The sequence below is a fragment of the Phenylobacterium sp. genome (assembly GCF_041913825.1).
GTDB lineage: Bacteria > Pseudomonadota > Alphaproteobacteria > Caulobacterales > Caulobacteraceae > Phenylobacterium.
Genome location: NZ_JAYSEO010000017.1, coordinates 16,262 through 34,105, shown reverse-complemented (window position 1 = coordinate 34,105; position 17,844 = coordinate 16,262). Strand labels below are relative to the sequence as shown.

The window sequence follows — 17,844 nt, the reverse complement described above, 5'->3', positions numbered from 1 at the left end:
CTATGGCCTACCTAACCCGTCGGATCAATTGGGTGTTTCCAGGCGAAGCGTCGCGCCGCGCAGGCGCCGCCGCAAGGCCATTCTGGTGGATTGGCGAGACTCAGCCGGCGCCGAGCTTGAGCACCGGCGGCAGGGGCTGCGGCGCATGGCTCGGACGGCCGTCCTCCACCGCGTCACGGGCCCGCGAGGCGGCGAGCACCGGATGCAGGCCGTTCAGCAGAGCGAGCAGGAGGCCTGTGCGGCCCTCACGCCAGCCGCGGGCCAGCAGGTAGCTGCGGGCGAACTCGCCCAGGCCCGTCGCCAGACCAGAGCCGACGCCCAGCGTGCGGCCGGCCTCCACCTGGTCCTCGGCGGCCAGCGCAGCCAGCCGGTTCAGGCGGTCAACGAGGCCGCCGGTGTCGGCGGCGACATCGCGGCGCAGGGCGCCCTTGAGCGCGCCCGCCGGCGCGCCGGACAGCACGCCGCTGTCCAGCCGCCGGGGGCTCCAGCGCTTCGCGCCGCGGCGGTAGAGCCGCGCGGACCGCGCCGGACCCAGCGGGCCCCCCCAGCCCCGCTGGACGAACCTGCCGCCCACGTGGTTGGCGACCGGCACATCGAACCAGTCGCCCCGCGGGCGCATCTGAAGGCTGGCGCGGATCTCCCAGGCCAGGGCCGAGTCGACCGTCTCGTCGGCTTCCACCTCGAGGATCCAGTCGCCGGCGCAGGCCTCGGCCCCCGCCGCGCGGCGCTGGCCATCCAGCGGGAAGATGCCGGCCACGAGGCGCGCGCCGTAGCGCCGCGCGATCTCCTGCACCCGCGGCGTGGCGCGGTCGGCCACCAGCACCACCTCGTCGCAGAAGCCGAGGCCCTTGAGGCACCCGGGCAGCGACGGCGCATCGTTCTCCACGCAGACCAGCGCAGACAGTTTGACCACGGCGACTCCCCAGCCTCCCGCGCGGACCTTGACGGCCCGTTCACTTTTGAAGACGCCGCCGGGGGCGAGCGCCCCCCAGTCCCCGTTGGAAGATTCAGAATGCGGCTGCGAGCCGGACCCCGATGGTGCGCGGACGTTGCGGCGTCACGAGCTGTTGGGCCGTGGGCGCGTTGGCGCTGGAGCCGACGATGAACGGGTTGCCGTAGGCGTAGGTGTCGCCCGCCTCGTTGGTGGGATTGCTGACGAACACGCCGGCCGACCAGCGGTCGCTGGCCACCTCGGCCGCGAGGCGCGCCTGCAGGTAGTCGCCCATACGGAACGCCTGGGCGGCGTCGAAGCTGACCCGCGAATGACCGACGTAGCTGGCCTCGCCGGTCAGCCGCAGGGTGAGGTTGCCGGCCATCGGCCGCTCGTAGATCGCCAGCACCCCGCCGGAGAAGCTCGGCGCGCCGGGCAACTCGTCGATGATCGCCGGCCGGAAGCTGGTGTTCTTCCAGGTCAGGTCCGAGGAGGCGAACAGGCCGTTGCCCTGCAGCGACAGGCCGAAGTCGAAATCGTAGGCGAGCTCCAGCTCGAGCCCCACCACCCGGGCGTCGCCGACGTTGCCGGTCAGGGCCGTGCCGGAGGGCCGGTACTGGTCGCTCTGGATGTCGGACCAGTCGTTCACATAAAGCGCGCCGCGCGCGGCCAGGCGGCGGTCCAGCAGGCGCAGCTTGGCGCCGAGCTCGTAGTTCTTCAGCCGGTCGGGCCGGAAGACCAGCCGCTGGGGCTGGATCGGCCACAGGAAGCCGCTCGTGTTGTAGCCCCCGGGGCGATAGCCCTCCGAGTAGAGCAGGTAGACGAGGTCGCCGCTGTCGAACTCCCGCTGCAGCGACAGCATCGGCGAGAGCTCCTGATAGGTGCGCTCGCCCTCGAAGGTGCGCGACCGGCCCGGCCACTGCACCGATACGTCGGCCTGGGTCCGCACGCGGGTCTCCGACATCCGCCCGCCGGCCACCGCCGTCCAGCGGTCGCCGAGGCTGTAGGACGCCTCGCCATAAAGCGCGTACTCCCGCAGGCGGTCGCGGCGGTTCTCGCGATAGACCGTCGTCAGGCCCGTCGGCGTGCGGATCCCGAGCAGGGAGGGCGTCTTCTCCAGGGTATCGGCGGCGTAGGCGCCGACGAGCCAGGCGAACGGGCCGGGGCGGGCGGAGCGGAGCACCACGTCCTGCACCAGCATCCCCACGCGCGCGGTCTCGTGAAACACGCCGAGATCGCCCTCGACGGTGTTGAAGGTCTCGAGCGCCCGACTCGCGTCGTAGAGGCTGGAGTAGATGTGCTGCACATAGGCCGCCGAGGCGCTGACGCTCGCCCAGCCCAGCTCGCCGCGCAGGGTCACGGCGCCGAGTCCGAAGTCGTTCTTGTGGGCCTCACGGACGCGGTTCGTGCGCTGCTGGCCGGCCCCGGGCAGAATGTACTGGGTGTCGTTCGAGCGCAGGCGCTGGCCGACGCCGGAGACGTCCACCTGCCAGGCCTCGGAGATCTGGACCCGCGCCGCCAGCCGACCGCCCTCCCGCACGGTCCGGTCGACGTTGTTCTCCCGCCGCTCGGTGTTGTCGAGATAGCCGCCCTGCACGTCGTGGTACGCCACCGCGCGCACCGCGGCGCGGTCGACAACCAGCGGCAGGTTCAGGTGGCCCTCCACGGCCCGGCTGAGGGAGCCACCCTCGGTCCAGGCGGCTGTGGCGCTGGCGCCCGCGCCGGCCTCGGCCAGGTCGGGCTTGTTGGCGACGATCCGGTAGATGCCGGTGAGCGCACCCGAGCCGTAGAGCGCGCCCTGGGGGCCGCGGATCACCTCGATCCGGGCGACGTCGGCGAGCCGCAGGTCGGGGTCGGGGGCGTTGTAGTTGATCGGCGCGTCGTCGAGGTAGGTGCTGACAGTCGAGCGCGCGCGGCCGGTGAACGCGCCGTCCGCGAGCCCGCGGATCAGCAGCTTGTCGCGGCCCGGTCCCATGTTGGTGGTCAGCACGCCTGCGAGCTGGCCGGTGGTGCGGCTGATGTCGGTGGCGTTGGTCAGCTCGAGCTGGTCCTGGCCGATGGCGCTGACCCCGGCGGCGATCCGGCCGACGCTGGCCGGGCGCTTGGTGGCGGTGACCATCAGCTCGGCGACCAGGGTGGCGGGCGGTCGGGCAGGCTCTCCCGCGGGCGGCGGCGGCGCCGGAGCGATGCGGACCGTCCGGGGATCGACGATCCGGTAGGTGCAAGGCGCGTCCGCCAGAAGCCTGCGGAGCGCGTCGTCCAAGCGATAGGTCCCGGAGAGCGAGGCAGGCCCTCCGCCGCCGCAGGCCGACGTTCCCACCACGGAGACATTCGCCTGGATCCCGAGGTCGATCAGCGCGTCGGCGTAGGACTTCGGCTCGATGCGGAAGGTGTGCCGGGCTTCAGACGCGTCGGCGCGGCCGGCCAGCAGGCATGCGCCCACGGCCGCCGCCGTCCATGCGAGGTGCGCGCCCGTTCGGGTGATCGCCCCAGGTCCCCATCAGCGTCTCGCGTCCTTGTAACGCAAGATGACGGCGCTGTCGGAACGTTCTGCGGCGATCGGGGCCAGGAGCGCCAGGCGGCGAATGACCGCGTCCTGATCGTCGAGCACCAGCACCCCGGAGAACGGCTGGGCGGCGAGCTGCGGATCGGCGATCCGGATCGGGGCCTCGAACTGGTCGTTCAGGTCGGCCACCACCTCTGAGAGTGGCCGGTCGCGGTAGACCAGCCGGCCCGAGCGCCAGCCCAGCACCTCCTCGGGGGAAGCGGCGCTCACCTGCGTCTGCGGCGCGCCCTCGACATGGTCGAGCCTCTGGCCCGCTCGCAGACGATAGGCGCGCCCTGCGCCCTTGCCGGTGGGATGCACCTCGACCACGCCCCGCGCCACGGTCACCGACAGGCGGCCCTCGCGGCGGCGGACGTCGAACTGGGTGCCGACCACGCGCACGGTCCGGTCACCCGCGGCGATCAGGAAGGGACGGCGCGCATCGTGCGCCACGTCGAAGACGGCCTGGCCCTCCTCAAGCACCACCCGGCGCGCATCCCGGTCCAGGGTGACGCTGAGGCGGGTGCCGGCGTTGAGTTCGATGCGCGATCCGTCGGTCAGGGCCACGGTCTCGCGTTCGCCACGCCCGGCGCTGTAGAGCTCGGCCTTCGGCGCCGGGGCGAAGGTGGGCGCGAGCACCACCGCCACGGCCGCGGCGGCGGCGATGGAGCCTGCGGCCAGATAGACCCGGCGGGTGAGGGCGGGGCGCTGGCGCCGGCTCTTCAGCGCCTGCTCGACCTCGGCCGCGGCCGCCTCGTACTCGGACCAGACCGCAAGGGCGGCGTCGTAGGCCCGCGGATGCGCCGGCGAGGCGGCCAGCCAGGCGTCGAACGCTGCGGCGTCCTCGGGCCCGAGATCGTCGGCCTGCAGGCGCACGATCCAGTCGGCCGCTGCGGAGCGGACCGCTTCGTCGCGGAATGTCCTAGCCTCGTCCATGGTCCGTCTCGCCCGCGCGCTCACGCGGTCCGTCAAGCAAGATGACGGCGCCGAACGGCTGCGCCCCCCGGTCCCGCGATGCAATTTCCGGTGGTTTCATCGCGCCACTCGCGCGGTGAGCGCCTTGAGGGCGGCGCTGACGTGCTTCTCCACGGACTTCACGGACAGCCCCATCACGCGGGCCGTCTCGGCGTGGCTGAGCCCCTCCAGCTTGTGCAGGCGGAAGGCCCGCTGCATCTGCGGCGGCAGCTCGGCCACCGCATCGACGAGCTGGCGCAGCCGCTGGCGGGAGGCGACCGCCTCATCGGCCGGCGGCTCGTCGGCGAGCTGCTCGGCGCCAAGATCCACGTGGGCGGTCGTGCGCCAGGCGGCGTCTCGGGCGGCCGCCCGCCGCTCGCCGCGGGTGCGGTCCAGCATCAGGTTGGTGGCCGTGCGGAAGAGGAAGGCGGCGACGTTGTCCGCCTCCGCGCCGGCCGGCCGCCCGGCCAGCTTCAGATAGAGCTCCTGGGCAAGATCCTCCGCCGCGGCGGCGCCCACGCGGGCGGCGAAGAAGCGTACGAGGTGCGCGCGACGGACCAGATAGGCCTGGAGAAGGGGGTCCTCCGGGCCGCCGGGATTCGCGTCTGGTCGTCGGTCCGACACGGAATTCGGTGTGCCCGAAAGCCGGCGCGAGGCCAAGTCGGAGCCCCGCCGATGAGAAGTTTGCCCTCATGATAGGTTTGCCACCGGTGTCATTTGGTGTTGCTCGGCCAGGGTGCTGGCGGAACGCTACGTCAGGGGGTTATGCAACGCGCATGCGCAGCGCCGCCGTGATCGCAAGCGACTGATCCAAAGGCGGTTTCGCGCGTTGTGGGGCGACCCGGCGAGTGGAGCCGGGCCGCGCCGGTGCAGGCCGAACGACCTGCAGCGCGTTGTGGAATTGTGATCGCGCGGGGGACCTGATCGGTTCCGGCAGATCAGGGGCCAGGGAGTTTTAGTGAATGAGCCAAAGCACCGTCCCGGGACTTGAGCCCGCGCCGACGAACCACGCGAAGCTGGTAAGCTGGGTTCGCGAGATCGCCGCGATGACGGAGCCGGACCGGGTCGTCTGGTGTGACGGATCCGAGGAGGAGTGGACCCGGCTCACCGACGAACTGGTCGCCGCCGGCACCCTGCAGCGGCTCAATCCGGCGAAGCGCCCGAACTCATTCTATGCGGTCTCCGATCCGCGCGACGTGGCTCGGGTGGAGAGCCGCACCTTCATCTGCTCGGAGAAGCCGGAGGACGCCGGCCCCACCAACAACTGGCTCGACCCGACCGAGATGCGGGCCGACCTGAAGGACCTGTTCAAGGGCTGCATGAAGGGCCGCACCATGTACGTGGTGCCGTTCTGCATGGGTCCCCTGGGCTCGAAGATCTCCGCGATCGGCGTCGAGATCACCGACAGCGCCTATGTGGCCGTGTCGATGCGGATCATGACCCGGATGGGCAGGGCCGCGCTCGACCAACTGGGCGACGACGGCTTCTTCGTCCCGGCCGTCCACTCCGTGGGCAAGCCCCTGGCCGAGGGCGAGGCGGACGTCGCCTGGCCCTGCAACGAAATCAAGTACATCGTCCATTTCCCCGAGACCCGGGAGATCTGGTCCTACGGCTCGGGCTACGGCGGGAACGCCCTGCTCGGGAAGAAATGCTTCGCGCTGCGGATCGCCTCGGTGATGGCCCGTGACGAGGGCTGGTTCGCCGAGCACATGCTGATCCTCAAGCTGACCTCGCCGCAGAACGAGGTCCGCTATGTGGCCGCCGCCTTCCCGAGCGCCTGCGGCAAGACCAACATGGCGATGCTGCAGCCGACGCTCGACGGTTGGAAGGCCGAGACGATCGGCGACGACATCTGCTGGATGCGGTTCGGCGAGGACGGCCGGCTCTATGCCGTGAACCCGGAGGCCGGCTTCTTCGGCGTCGCCCCGGGCACCGGCGTGGAAACCAACGGCAACGCCATCGACGCGCTGCATTCCAACTGCATCTTCACCAACGTGGCGCTCACCGACGACGGCGACGTCTGGTGGGAGGGCCTGACGCCCGAGCCGCCGGCGCACCTGACCGACTGGCGCGGCCGCGACTGGACCCCGGACAGCGCCGAGCCCGCCGCCCACCCGAACGCTCGCTTCACCGTCCCGGCCGCCCAGTGCCCGGTGATCGCAGGGGAGTGGGAAGACCCGGCCGGCGTGCCGATCTCCGCCATCCTGTTCGGCGGCCGTCGCGCCTCGGCGGTGCCGCTGGTCAACGAGGCGCGCGACTGGCGCCACGGCGTGTTCATGGCTTCGAACGTCGCCTCGGAAGGCACCGCCGCGGCCGAGAACGCCATCGGCGAGCTGCGCCGCGATCCCTTCGCCATGCTGCCGTTCTGCGGCTACAACATGGGCGACTACTTCGGCCACTGGCTGGAGATGGGGGAGAAGGGCGACCCGGCGAAGCTGCCCCGCATCTACTTCGTCAACTGGTTCCGCAAGGACGAGCGCGGCAAGTTCGTCTGGCCGGGCTACGGCGAGAACAGCCGCGTGCTCAAGTGGATCTTCGACCGGCTTGAAGGCCGGGCGGAGGCCGTGGAGACCCCGATCGGCCGCCTGCCGGCGCCCGGCAGCCTGGACGTCGACGGCCTCGGCCTGACGCAGGCGCAGCTCGACCTGCTGCTCACCGTCGATGCTGACATCTGGCGCCAGGAAGCCGCGCTCATCCCGCCGTTCTACGAGAAGTTCGGCGACCACACGCCAAAGGCGCTGTGGGAGGAGTACGAGGCCCTGGTGAGCCGCCTGGGGGAGCCCGCCCGGGCGCCGACGGCCATGGAGCCCGCCGAGTAGGCGAGAGCTGAGGGAGGAGGCCCGCCTCCTCCCGCCACCTCGGCGTCAGCGGCCCGCAAAGAAGGCGGGGATGTCCTGGGCGATCTGCCGCAGCGGGGTCGCCCAGTCGCCGCGGGCCGGCTGACGGTAGAGCCGCAGCGAGGGGTACCAGGGGCTGTCCGTCCGGCCGTCGTGCAGCCAGCGCCAGTCCTCGCCCTCCCAAGGCAACAGCACCCAGCACGGCTTGCCGAGGGCGCCGGCGAGGTGCGCTACGGCGGTGTCCACCGAGATGACGAGGTCCAGGTTCTGGATCGCCGCTGCGGTGTCAGCGAAGTCCGAGAGGGCGACCGTGCTCTCCTCCGGCAGCAGGCTCTCCGCACCCGGCAGTGAGAGCAGGAAGCCTGCCGCCGCATAGGGCAGGGAGCGGTTGCGGTCGTTGGCGTGCCGGGGATTGCCGCGGGCGACGACGCCGATCCTCGCGGTCGGCCGCAGCGCGCGGGCAATGCGATTCACGCGCTCGGGCGAGGGGCGGAGGTAGGCCGTTCGGCCCGGCAGGTTCTCCAGGCGCACGCCCAGGCGGAGCGGCAGGGATCCCAGCATGGCCCAGGCGTCGGCCTGCGGCGTCCGCAGCTTGCCCTCGGCCGCCACGACTTCGGCGCCCAATCCCACGAAAAGCGGTGCGAGCGGCGGCCGCACGACCAGCGTCACCGCGATGCCGCGGGCCACCAGGTCCGGCACGTAGCGCACGAACTGGATGGCGTCGCCGACGCCGAGTTCGTCCCAGACGGTGAGCGAGCGCACCGGGCGGCCGTCCCATTCGGGATAGGGCAGGTCAGGCCGCACCTGGCCGGCGGGCATCTCCGCCCGGGCCTCCAGCAGGGGCCAGGCCTCGGCGTAGCGTCCGAGCCCGAGCAGCAGGTTCCCGAGGTGAACCTTCAGTTCCGGGGCGTCCGGCCGGCGCGCCAGCGCCGTGCGCGCCTCCTCGGCGGCCTCGGCCCAGCGGTGCTGGGTCTCCAGCAGGTGCATGAGGTGGCGCCGTGCCGCGTCCTCCACGGCCGGCAGGGCGCAGGCGCGGCGGTAGCTCGCCTCGGCCTGGGTCTCCTCGCCGGCCAATTGGGCGAGGAAGCCGCGCCGCAACTCGGCGGGCGTCACGGTATCGGTCACGTCGGTCATGTCCAGGAAAGCGGCCGGCTCAGCGGCCGGCGATCACACGCAGGTTGGGGGCTGAGCCCGGGCGTTCGCCGCGGATCTGGGCCACGAGGTCGAAGACCAGCCGGCGAACGTCGTCGTCACGGCCAGCCGCGGCGAGCAACTCGATTTGCGACACGTGCTCGGACGTGGGCCGGAGCGCCGGGCTCGAGACCACCTCCATGACGTTGGGCGCGCAGGCGACGGCGCGCTCGTTGTCGTCGACCAGGGCCTCGGTGAGCTTCTCGCCGGGGCGCAGGCCGGTGATCTTGATCTCGATGTCCGAGCGGCCGGAGAGCGCGATCATCTGCCGGGCGAGGTCCATGATCCGCACCGGCTCGCCCATTTCCAGCACGAACAGCCGGGCGTCGCGGCCATCCTCGCGCGAGCGGCTGGCGGTGGCGTGCAGGACGAGCTGCGCCGCCTCCGGGATGGTCATGAAGAACCGCTCCATGTCCGGGTCGGTGACCGTGACGGGTCCGCCGCGCTCGATCTGCGAGGCGAAGATCGGCACCACCGAGCCCGCCGAGCCCAGCACGTTGCCGAATCGCACCACCGAGAAGCGCGTTCCGTCGCCGGTGGACTGCTGGGCCTGGATGAGCGCCTCGGCGAGCCGCTTGGTGGCGCCCATCACGTTGGTCGGGTCCACGGCCTTGTCGGTGGAGATCAGCACCATCTGGCCGGCGCCGCTGGCACGGGCCGCCTGGGCGACGTTCCAGGTGCCGAGGACGTTGGTCATCGCCCCTTCCGCCGGGTGGCTCTCCACGAGGGGCACGTGCTTCAGCGCCGCGGCGTGGAAGACGAGGTCCGGCTTCTCGGCGAGGAACAGCTCGGTGAGCCGCCGGCCGTTGCGCACGTCGCACAGGACCGGATGGCGGGCGACGTGCGGGTAGGCTTCGCCGATCTCCCGGTCGATCGAGAACAGCGAAGGTTCGGAATAGTCCACGAGCGTCAGGCGCGCGCACTGGAAGGCCGCCACCTGGCGGCAGAGCTCCGAGCCAATGGAGCCGCCGGCGCCCGTGACAAGCACGCGCCGGCCGCGGATCAGCTCGCCGATCGCGTAGCGGTCGAGCTCGATCGGATCGCGGGCCAGCAGTTCCTCGATGTTGATCTCGCGCATCGGCAGGAGCTTCAGCGACTCGTGCTGGGCGAGCTCGACGATGGAGGGCAGGCGCAGCAGACGGATGCCGTCGCTCACCAGCCGCCCGAGCTGGGCCGCTGTGAGGCCCTTCAGCCGGCCCGGCTCCTCCAGGAACAGGATGGCCCGCGGATAGCGGTTCCAGCGGCGCAGGTCGGCCAGCGCCGCGTCGAGGTTCTCCAGGTGGTCGATGATGCAGACGCCGCGCACCTGCTGACCCACGTCGCGGGCCTCGACCCCGACGATCCCCACGGGCGTGTAGCTGCGGTCATGGCTGCGGGCGGCGTCGCGCAGATAGGTGTCGGCCAGGGAGGTGGGGCCGATCAGCAGCAGGGAGGGGCCCTGGGCGATGCGGTCGCTCACCGCCTTCAGCGGCGAGAGGCTCTCCAACACCCGCTCATGCAGGGCGCGGCGGACGACGCGCACGCCCATGGAGCCGGCCATCTGGAACAGTGGGGCCATGAACAGGGTCGAGCGCGGCAGGCCCTGGGCGCGGCTGGTCAGGAACACCACCAGCAGGAACACACCCACCGTCAGCAGGGCGATGCGGGCGAGCACCAGGGCGTCGGGGATCGAGGTGTAGCGCCACGGCGACAGCTCGCGCCGGAAGAGCAGCCCGAGCAGGCCGGCCACGCCGGCGTAGACGGTTCCGAGTTGCAGAAGTTCGCCACGCGGCAGCTCGGCCCAGGCGAGGCCCGGGGTCATCGGGATCACCCAGGCGAGTGCGAAGGCGAAGGCGGCGATGAGCACGTCGACGACGATGGTCTGAGCCCGGAAGGCCATCCGCTCCATGGGTCGCGCTCCGCTCATCTCTCCATGTTCACCATAGGCCGAGCCGGGCCGTGCGCCAAATCGCGCGGGCCGCGTCCGGCGGCCTTCGGGTCCTCGCGCGCGGCGCGGACCTTAGGAACGGGGCGCCTGAGGGGCAAACGAAAAGCCGCCGCAGTCGCCTGCGGCGGCCTCGCCATCCCGGCGGCTCGCCGGATCAGAAGGTCGCCTTCACGCCCACCACGACCCGGTCGTCGGCCAGGTAGCCCAGCGAAGAGCCCTCGGTGGTGCCCCAGTAGCGCACGTCGAAGCCCACGTGGTCGGTCAAGGCGAAGCCCAGGCCGGCGTTCCAGGTGGTGTAGTCGACGCCGGTGTCGACCCACTGCTTGCCGAGCGCGCCGGACACCGAGAACTTGCTCTCGCCGAGCGGCATGGAGCCGTTCACCTCGACATAGGTGGCGTCGCCGGTCTCGCCGAAAAACTCGGGCGAGTAGAACACGGCCGCGCCGATCGTGCCCGGGCCGGCGGCGGTGGAGGCGGCGAGCTTGCCTTCCCAGTAGTCCTGGTCGGGACCGGAGGGGGCGTCCGTGTAGCCGTAGTAGATCACGCCCAGGTCGAAGGTGACCGGGCCCATGACCGGCTTGATCCCGGCGTAGATGTCGTACTCGAGGTCGGTGCCGTTGTTGAAGTCGACGTTCGAGACCCAGACGCCGGCATAGCCGATGGAGCCAAGGGTGGCGTCGACGCCGCCGAAGATCTGCACGTCCTCGTCGGTCTGGCTGATGCCGCGGAACACGTAGTCGGACGCGGCGCCCACGTTGAAGCTGAGCGAAACCGGGCCGGCGTCTTCCTGGGCCTGGGCCGCGCCGCCCAGCGCCAGCGCGCCGACCGCGCCCAGCAGCGCGAGTTTGAGAGCTTTCATCATCTATCCCCTTGGTCTCCGGCTTGCCTTCGTGGGCTGCCGTGCGAATCCATGGTCGCGGCCCCGGCGAACGGAGTTCAACGCAGAGGCTGCGGCGCCGCCTGCTTAGGCGGACCCTGACCGTGGATTGAGCTTAGCCATGGGGAATTGCTCAGTTCTTAAGCAGCTTAGCGGGCCATCCGCGCGGCATAGCCCAGGTGGGTTCCCGCGTCGGCCAGGAGAGTCTCGCCGGTCACGTGCCGCGACGCCCGTCCGCCCAGGAACACCGTCGCCTCAGCGATGTCCTCGGGCGTCGAGGCGGCCTTCAGCGGAGTGGACGCCGCTGCATTGGCCCGGACCTTCTCGGCGCCTTCCTCGCCCAATCCCTTGCCGAACCAGGGGGTGTCGATGAACCCGGGGCAGATGGCGTTGACCCGGATCTTCGGCGCAAGCGCCCGGGCGAGCGACTGGGTCATGGTGATCATAGCGCCCTTGGATGCGGCGTAGGGGATCGAGGAGCCGATGCCGGTGACGCCGGCGATCGACGCCGTGTTGACCACGGCGCCGGGCTGCGGCGCAGCCTCCAGGAGCGCACGGCAGGCGCGGACCATCTGGAAGGCGCCGATCACGTTCACCGCATAGAGCCGCTGGAAGTCGTCGGCGGACACCGCATCGAGGTCGCCGTGGGCGGCGAAGGTGGTCGTGCCGGCGTTGTTGAAGAGCGCGTCGATGCGCCCGAACGGCTCGGCCGCCGCGGCGATCCGACGGCAATCCTCGTCCGAGGCCACATCGCCCTGGACCAGCACGGCCCTGGCGCCAGCCGCCTCGACCAGCCTGGCGGTCTCCTCGGCTTCGGAAGCGCTACGGGCGTAATTGATCACTACCGACGCGGCCCCGCGCTCGGCGACCTCCACCGCGATCGCCCGGCCGAGCCCCGTGGAGGCGCCCGTCACCAGCACCACGAAATCCTCGAAGTCTTTCACCGCCATGGCCGGCCTCCCGTCTTTTCAGGTGCTGTAGCGCGCCCGGCCCGGCGGCGGAAGCGAGGCGCGCCCGTGCACTTTGGCGGAACGTCGCCGGCGCTGGTCTTCAACGGCCGGCAAGCTGGTCGTCAGTGTGCGGAATCTCACCTCCGGTGGGTGTCGCAGCTAACCGCGCCGGGCCGCCCGTCTCGCCAGCATGGCCGCGCAACACAGGGGGCCATGAGCCCAGGGAAGGGGAATTCTTCATGCGTAGTTTGCTGCTGATCGGGGCGTGCGTGCTGGCGATGCCTGTCCAGGCCATGGCGCAGGACAACCAGTGCAAGGCCCGGCAGGACGAGATCGGGGCCGTCGCCGCCAAGTACAAGGCCGCCTACGAGGGTTACGCCAAGGAGGGCGAAGAGATCAAAGCCGATGCGGCGACGTTCAACTTCGACGTCGATTGGGCGGATACCGAGATCATCTTCGACCTGCCGACCACGACCGTGAAGGACCAGCGGATGGTGTTCGGCGTGCCGCAGACCACGGTGCGACAGCAGGACATCATCTTCGACACGCCGAGCGTCCGGATGAAGCGCGTCGTTGTTGGCCAGCATCCGGAGGTGACCTGCAAGGACACGTGGATCAAGGTCGGCTGGGTGAAGACCAAGGGCCCGCCCTCCTGCACCGTGACATGGCACAACAACTACATGGACGTGCCTGAGCCGTTCATGCAGCGGCAGCGGATCGTGATGGGGGTGCCGGAGTTCACCTGGGCCAACACTGAGGTCATCATGGGGGTCCCCGAGTTCCGCATGGATCGTCAGCGCTGGGTGGTCGGCCTGCCGCAGTTCAAGCTCACGTCCGTCGCGCTGAACAAGGACAAGATCGAAGACCGTTCGACCGAGCTGCAGAACGACGTCGCCGAGACCCGCGAGCACCAGCGCGCCGAGCTCGTCGAGGCCACCCACGCGCTGTTCGCCTGCAACCGCGACGTGGTGGTCGCCAACCGCAAATCCGTCGAGAACCAGTTCGGCCTGGGCCTGAGCCAGTTGGACGGCGCCATCTCCACCCTGCGCTCGCAGGGGGCGGATCCGTCGAACGTCGTCGGTGCTGACGGCAAGGCCGCGGATCTGCTGGCGAAGCGTTCGGAGCTACACGGCGCCATGCAGAAGGCTCTGGCGGACTTCGACAAGGCTCTGGCCGACCTGGGCGGCAGCGAGCGCGAGGCGGTGGACAAAATGAAGGCCTAGACGCGCCGGCGGGCGGCTTCGCGCCCTCTGGGCCGAGCCGTCCGCTAGCTTCGCCAGCCCGGACTGAGCCCCTGGGGCGCAACCGCCCTTTGCCGCGAGCCGCGGGAGGGATTAGGACGGCCCTCATGGAAGAGACCCACCTGAGCCAGCTCGGGCGCGACGTGCGGGGCTTCGAGAGCCCCGAGGCCGCCGTCCTGGAGCGCGTGCCGAACCCGCATCCCGACACGGCCTACCTCGTGCGCTTCACCGCGCCGGAGTTCACCTCGCTCTGCCCGGTCACCGGCCAGCCCGACTTCGCGCACCTGGTGATCGACTACGTCCCGAAGGACTGGCTGGTGGAGTCCAAGTCCCTGAAGCTCTACCTCGGATCGTTCCGCAATCACGGGGCCTTCCACGAGGACTGCACCGTGGCGATCGGCCGGCGGCTGGTGGCGGAGCTTGCGCCGCAGTGGCTGCGCATCGGCGGCTACTGGTATCCGCGCGGCGGCATCCCGATCGACGTCTTCTGGCAGAGCGGTCCAGTCCCCGAGGGGCTGTGGCTCCCTGACCAGGGGGTGCAGCCGTACCGCGGTCGGGGCTGAGGCCGCGACGGTCTGCAGGGTTTCCAAACAGTTTAAGCCCGCCTATACTCGTCGACGCCCAACTCTCCTCGGGCGTGTCACCTCAGGCCGGATGGCGCGTGCGCCGTCCGGCCGTCGTGTTTCTGGCGTTTCGGCTTTGGGCCGGGTTCAGCCCGCCCAGCGGGAGGTGAGGGCGCCGACGTCCGGCCGCTCCCGCTCGAGCGGCGGCTCCTTGGCGGTCCCCATCAGCATGAAGCCCGCCACCCGCTCGCCGCCGGCAAGGCCGAGGATGGCCGTGGCCTCGGTGTCGTAGGCGTACCAGTCGGTGATCCAGTTGCAGCCGTAGCCCATGGCGAGGGCGGCGTTCAGGAGGTTGGTGCACACCGCCCCGGCCGACAGCAGTTGTTCCCACTCGGGGATGGCCGAAGCCCGGATCGACGAGACCACCGCCACCGCCATGGGCGGGGCCTTCAGCTTGCCCAGCTTGGCGGCCGCAGGGGCGTCGCCCCGCGCTTCGGCCAAGGCCTCCAACCGGCGCGCGAACTCCGCCTTGGCCGCGGTGTCGAGGATCACGAACCGCCAGGGCGCGAGCTTGCCGTGGTCAGGCGCCCGCGCCGCGACGCGCAGCATGGCGTTGAGGTCCTCCGCGGAGGGGGCGGGCTCCATCAGGGTCACCGCGGGCGTCGAGCGCCGCAGGGACAGGAACTCCAGCACCTCGGGCGTGCGGCGGAGCGGGATCGGGGCGCCGAACTCGGGCGCGGGCGGCAGTCGGTCGGTCAAGGGCGGTCCTGTCTTGAGCGTGCGGGCGGCCTCTGTTTATGGGTTGGCTCGCGCCAACCGCAAGGCCAGTTGAGAACATGTCGCAAAAACCGGACTGGCTGCGGGCGCATGGAAAGCCGTGGGGCAGGGGCGAGGCCCGGTTGGTCTACGACAACCCCTGGATCCGCGTCACCGAGTACGACGCCGTCGCGCCCACCGGCCGTCCGGCGGTGTATGGCGTCGTCAGCTTCAAGAATCTCGCCATGGCGGTCCTGCCGCTGCACGACGACGGTACGGTGGTGATGGTCGGGCAGAACCGGTTCGCGCTCGCCGACTACAGTTGGGAGATCCCCGAGGGCGGCGGCAAGCTGGACGTCGACCCGCTGGAGAGCGCCAAGCGCGAGCTGGCGGAGGAGACCGGCCTCCAGGCCGCGCACTGGCAGGAGGTGCTGCGTGCCCAGCTCTCCAACTCGATCACGGACGAGCGGGCGGTCGGCTTCGTCGCGTGGGGGCTCTCGGAGAGCACGGACGGGCACGCGGCCGACGACACCGAGGAACTGGTGATGGCCCGCGTTCCTTTCCGGGAGGCGCTGGACGCCGCCCTGGCCGGGCATCTGCAGGACGTGCTTACAGTGGCGATGCTGCTCCGGGCTTACCATATGGCGCGTGAAGGGGCCCTGCCGCGCGATCTGTCGCGCGCCATGCTAGGATAGGGGAGACGGCCAATGGGTCGGGAGGACGCCATGAGCCAACGCTTCGAAGTCATCGACCCGGCTGCGCCGCCGCCGGTCTGGGCCGCCCTCCGCAACGAAGCCTACGCGGCCTCGAAGAGCGAGGCGGCGCTGGCCAGCCTGCTGGCCGCGGTCATCCTCAACCACAAGAACCTCGGCGACGCGCTGTCGTACCAGCTCGCCAGGAAGCTCGGCGACCAGGAGCTGCGCGCCATGAGCATCCGCGACATCGCCGAGGAGGCCTACGCCAGCGAACCGGAGCTGGTGGAGACCGCGGAGGCCGACCTGCGGGCGGTGTTCGAGCGGGACCCGGCGTGCAAGGGCTACGTCCAGCCGTTCCTGTTCTTCAAGGGCTTTCAGGCGCTCCAGACCCAGCGGGTGTCGCACTGGCTGTGGAAGCAGGGCCGCGAGACGCTCGCCTTCTACCTGCAGAGCCGCTCGAGCGAGATCTTCCAGGTGGACATCCATCCGGCCACCGTCATCGGCAAGGGCGTGTTCATCGACCACGGCACCGGGATCGTCATCGGCGAGACGGCGGTGATCGGCGACGACGTCTCCATGCTGCAGGGCGTGACCCTGGGCGGCACGGGCGCCGAGCGCGGCGACCGCCATCCGAAGATCGGCAAGGGCGTGCTGCTGGGCGCCGGCGCCAAGGTGCTCGGCAACATCAAGGTCGGCGACTACGCCAAGGTGGCCTCCGGGTCGGTGGTGCTGAAGCCGGTGCCGGCCCACTGCACCGCCGCCGGCGTGCCGGCCCGCCTGGTCAACTGCCCGACCTGCGACGAGCCGGCGCGGAGCATGGACCACACGCTCGCCGAGGCTGTGTACGACTACGTGATCTGAGGTTTCCGTTCCGCGCCCGACCGGCTAGGTTCGCGCCGAACCGATTTACCCCGAGATCCTGGAGCGTTGGGCGTGGACGAGAAGGCTATCCGCAAGATCGAAGGCCACCTGCGCGGGACCTTCGCCAATGCGCGCATCAAGCTCGTGCCGCGGCCCAAGCAGAAGGACTCCTGCGAGGTCTACGTCGGCGAGGAGTTCGTGGGTGTCGTGTTCCAGGACGAGGACGAGGACGGCTCCTACATGTTCGAGATGGCCATCCTCGCCGAGGATCTGCCCTAAGCGGCGGCGGGCGCGAGCCGGGGCCCGCGCTCCGGCTTGAGCCCGAACCAGACCGACAGCGGCCCGCTGCGGCGCGCGACCTCGTAGGTGGCCCAGCAGCCGGCGGCGGTGATCCCCACCAGCAGCGCCCCCTCAAGCCCGATCGGCAGGCTAAGCTTCGCCAGATGGTGTCCGGCCAGGACGATGATCGTCTGGTGGACCAGGTAGAACGGGAAGACGCCCAGCGTCAGGTAGCGAAGCGCCGGTCCGCCGCGGGTCAGGTGCCTGGCGCCGAAGCCCAGCACCGCCACGATCGCCGACCACTGCTGGAGCGCGAACACCAAGGGAATGAGCGGCCTGACCTGCGGCGTCGGCTGAGCCAGCCCGGCGACGTAGCTGGCGTAGACCGCCCAGCCGATCAGCCACAGGCCGAGCGCCGGCCAGCGCAAGGAGATCGCGCTCGCCCGGGCGCGGTCGGATTTCGCGTAGCCGTAGCCGAGCAGCAGGGCGAAGAGGTTCATCGGGTGCTCGTACCAGTCGTCCACCAAGGCATGGGTTGAGCCGAACACCGGCTGCAAAGTCAGTCGCAGCAGGGCGAAGACCGCCATGGGGGCGAGCAGGAAGGCCCACGGGGGCGTGCGGTCCAGCAGGCGAGTGATCCGCTCGCCGAGCCGGGGCCAGGCCGCGAGGGCGGCGCTCAGCAGCAGGCTGTAGACCAGCAGGTAGGCCACGAACCACATGTGGTTCCAGGTGGGCGTGATCAGGCAGCCACCGGCGTCGCACCAGTTCCCGGACGCGGTGACGTAGCGCGCGTAGAAGGCGGGCCCGGGGAGGGCGAACTGCGGCGCCTGCTCGAGGATCTCATAGTAGGACTGCGGCGGCACGACCACGAACACGGCCAGCAACAGCGGCGGCAGCAGCCGCGCGGTACGCGTCCCCGCCAGGCCGCTGGCCCTGGGCTGCTTGTCGAAGATGAAGCGGGTGGCCGCGCCCGAGACCAAGAACAGCAGGGTGAGCCGCCAAGGATTGGTGAGCACCATCAGCGGCTCGAGGGCGTGACTGGCGCGGGGGCTTTTCACGTGCCAGTCCCAGGTCACGTAGAACATGCCGACGTGGTAGAGGATCAGGAGGGCGAAGGCGCCGACGCGGATCCAGTCCAGATCGGCGCGGCGGTCGGAGGGAGCGGTGGACATCGGTGGCCTTGGGCGTGGACGACAGCGCGTCATCCCCTGACCCCGCCGCGGGCGGGAAGCCATTT

General features: G+C 70.7%; 16 protein-coding genes. 6 read left to right on the top strand and 10 right to left on the bottom strand.

The annotated features are described in order from the left end of the window. Positions 1-100: 100 nt before the first annotated feature. From ACE3Q8_RS15115 to ACE3Q8_RS15100, 4 genes are all read right to left on the bottom strand, one after another. On the bottom strand, positions 101-913 hold the full coding sequence (locus tag ACE3Q8_RS15115) for a glycosyltransferase family 2 protein (protein ID WP_374471114.1): 813 nt from the start codon (positions 911-913) through the stop codon (positions 101-103). Between the two features lie 94 nt (positions 914-1,007). Continuing rightward, positions 1,008-3,374 (bottom strand): TonB-dependent receptor, encoded by a 2,367-nt coding sequence (locus ACE3Q8_RS15110; RefSeq protein ID WP_374471113.1) that lies wholly within the window; start codon positions 3,372-3,374, stop codon positions 1,008-1,010. Positions 3,375-3,431: 57 nt separating this feature from the next. Continuing rightward, positions 3,432-4,412, bottom strand: coding sequence for a FecR family protein (locus ACE3Q8_RS15105; protein ID WP_374471112.1), 981 nt, complete (start codon positions 4,410-4,412; stop codon positions 3,432-3,434). 96 nt (positions 4,413-4,508) lie between these two features. Beyond that, complete coding sequence (locus ACE3Q8_RS15100) at positions 4,509-5,054, bottom strand: RNA polymerase sigma factor (RefSeq protein WP_374471111.1); 546 nt, start codon at positions 5,052-5,054, stop codon at positions 4,509-4,511. A 338-nt stretch (positions 5,055-5,392) separates the two neighbouring features. On the opposite strand from ACE3Q8_RS15100, the gene ACE3Q8_RS15095 reads away from it, so the two are divergent. Beyond that, positions 5,393-7,249: a phosphoenolpyruvate carboxykinase (GTP) gene (locus ACE3Q8_RS15095; RefSeq protein WP_374471110.1), complete on the top strand. Its 1,857-nt coding sequence runs from the start codon at positions 5,393-5,395 to the stop codon at positions 7,247-7,249. A gap of 45 nt (positions 7,250-7,294) precedes the next feature. On the opposite strand, the gene ACE3Q8_RS15090 is transcribed toward ACE3Q8_RS15095, so the two are convergent. The 4 genes from ACE3Q8_RS15090 to ACE3Q8_RS15075 form a co-directional block, all read right to left on the bottom strand. Then, positions 7,295-8,392: a hypothetical protein gene (locus ACE3Q8_RS15090; protein WP_374471109.1), complete on the bottom strand. Its 1,098-nt coding sequence runs from the start codon at positions 8,390-8,392 to the stop codon at positions 7,295-7,297. Positions 8,393-8,420: 28 nt separating this feature from the next. Further along, positions 8,421-10,364, bottom strand: a complete 1,944-nt coding sequence (locus tag ACE3Q8_RS15085) for a polysaccharide biosynthesis protein (protein WP_374471108.1) — start codon at positions 10,362-10,364, stop codon at positions 8,421-8,423. A 175-nt stretch (positions 10,365-10,539) separates the two neighbouring features. Continuing rightward, entirely contained in the window at positions 10,540-11,244 is a 705-nt protein-coding gene (locus tag ACE3Q8_RS15080) for a TorF family putative porin (protein ID WP_374471107.1), read from the bottom strand. 167 nt (positions 11,245-11,411) lie between these two features. After that, positions 11,412-12,212: an SDR family NAD(P)-dependent oxidoreductase gene (locus ACE3Q8_RS15075; protein WP_374471106.1), complete on the bottom strand. Its 801-nt coding sequence runs from the start codon at positions 12,210-12,212 to the stop codon at positions 11,412-11,414. Between the two features lie 239 nt (positions 12,213-12,451). On the opposite strand from ACE3Q8_RS15075, the gene ACE3Q8_RS15070 reads away from it, so the two are divergent. Continuing rightward, positions 12,452-13,435, top strand: a complete 984-nt coding sequence (locus tag ACE3Q8_RS15070) for a hypothetical protein (RefSeq protein WP_374471105.1) — start codon at positions 12,452-12,454, stop codon at positions 13,433-13,435. 125 nt (positions 13,436-13,560) lie between these two features. Then, on the top strand, positions 13,561-14,016 hold the full coding sequence (queF, locus tag ACE3Q8_RS15065; protein ID WP_374471104.1) for a preQ(1) synthase: 456 nt from the start codon (positions 13,561-13,563) through the stop codon (positions 14,014-14,016). A gap of 147 nt (positions 14,017-14,163) precedes the next feature. Here the strand turns inward: queF and ACE3Q8_RS15060 are convergent, their stop codons facing one another. Further along, positions 14,164-14,775: a nitroreductase gene (locus tag ACE3Q8_RS15060; protein ID WP_374471103.1), complete on the bottom strand. Its 612-nt coding sequence runs from the start codon at positions 14,773-14,775 to the stop codon at positions 14,164-14,166. Between the two features lie 77 nt (positions 14,776-14,852). Here ACE3Q8_RS15060 and ACE3Q8_RS15055 point away from each other — a divergent pair, with 77 nt between their 5' ends. From ACE3Q8_RS15055 to ACE3Q8_RS15045, 3 genes are all read left to right on the top strand, one after another. Next, the gene (locus tag ACE3Q8_RS15055) at positions 14,853-15,467 is read left to right on the top strand and encodes an NUDIX domain-containing protein (RefSeq protein WP_374471102.1); all 615 of its coding nucleotides are present in this window, start codon (positions 14,853-14,855) and stop codon (positions 15,465-15,467) included. Positions 15,468-15,497: 30 nt separating this feature from the next. Further along, the gene (cysE, locus tag ACE3Q8_RS15050; protein ID WP_374471101.1) at positions 15,498-16,328 is read left to right on the top strand and encodes a serine O-acetyltransferase; all 831 of its coding nucleotides are present in this window, start codon (positions 15,498-15,500) and stop codon (positions 16,326-16,328) included. Positions 16,329-16,400: 72 nt separating this feature from the next. Next, a complete protein-coding gene (locus tag ACE3Q8_RS15045) occupies positions 16,401-16,607 on the top strand; it encodes a DUF3126 family protein (RefSeq protein ID WP_374471100.1) in 207 nt (68 codons plus the stop codon). Here the strand turns inward: ACE3Q8_RS15045 and ACE3Q8_RS15040 are convergent. After that, a complete protein-coding gene (locus ACE3Q8_RS15040) occupies positions 16,604-17,779 on the bottom strand; it encodes an acyltransferase family protein (protein WP_374471099.1) in 1,176 nt (391 codons plus the stop codon). The genes ACE3Q8_RS15045 and ACE3Q8_RS15040 overlap by 4 nt on opposite strands. Positions 17,780-17,844 lie beyond the last annotated feature (65 nt).

Excerpts from the sequence above, each read along its gene's own strand:
- ACE3Q8_RS15075 (WP_374471106.1), bottom strand. The coding sequence starts at position 12,212 with ATGGCGGTGAAAGACTTCGAGGATTTCGTGGTGCTGGTGACGGGCGCC.
- ACE3Q8_RS15055 (WP_374471102.1), top strand. The coding sequence starts at position 14,853 with ATGTCGCAAAAACCGGACTGGCTGCGGGCGCATGGAAAGCCGTGGGGC.
- ACE3Q8_RS15070 (WP_374471105.1), top strand. The coding sequence starts at position 12,452 with ATGCGTAGTTTGCTGCTGATCGGGGCGTGCGTGCTGGCGATGCCTGTC.
- ACE3Q8_RS15095 (WP_374471110.1), top strand. The coding sequence starts at position 5,393 with ATGAGCCAAAGCACCGTCCCGGGACTTGAGCCCGCGCCGACGAACCAC.
- ACE3Q8_RS15085 (WP_374471108.1), bottom strand. The coding sequence starts at position 10,364 with ATGAGCGGAGCGCGACCCATGGAGCGGATGGCCTTCCGGGCTCAGACC.
- ACE3Q8_RS15105 (WP_374471112.1), bottom strand. The coding sequence starts at position 4,412 with ATGGACGAGGCTAGGACATTCCGCGACGAAGCGGTCCGCTCCGCAGCG.
- ACE3Q8_RS15080 (WP_374471107.1), bottom strand. The coding sequence starts at position 11,244 with ATGAAAGCTCTCAAACTCGCGCTGCTGGGCGCGGTCGGCGCGCTGGCG.
- queF (WP_374471104.1), top strand. The coding sequence starts at position 13,561 with ATGGAAGAGACCCACCTGAGCCAGCTCGGGCGCGACGTGCGGGGCTTC.
- cysE (WP_374471101.1), top strand. The coding sequence starts at position 15,498 with ATGAGCCAACGCTTCGAAGTCATCGACCCGGCTGCGCCGCCGCCGGTC.
- ACE3Q8_RS15040 (WP_374471099.1), bottom strand. The coding sequence starts at position 17,779 with ATGTCCACCGCTCCCTCCGACCGCCGCGCCGATCTGGACTGGATCCGC.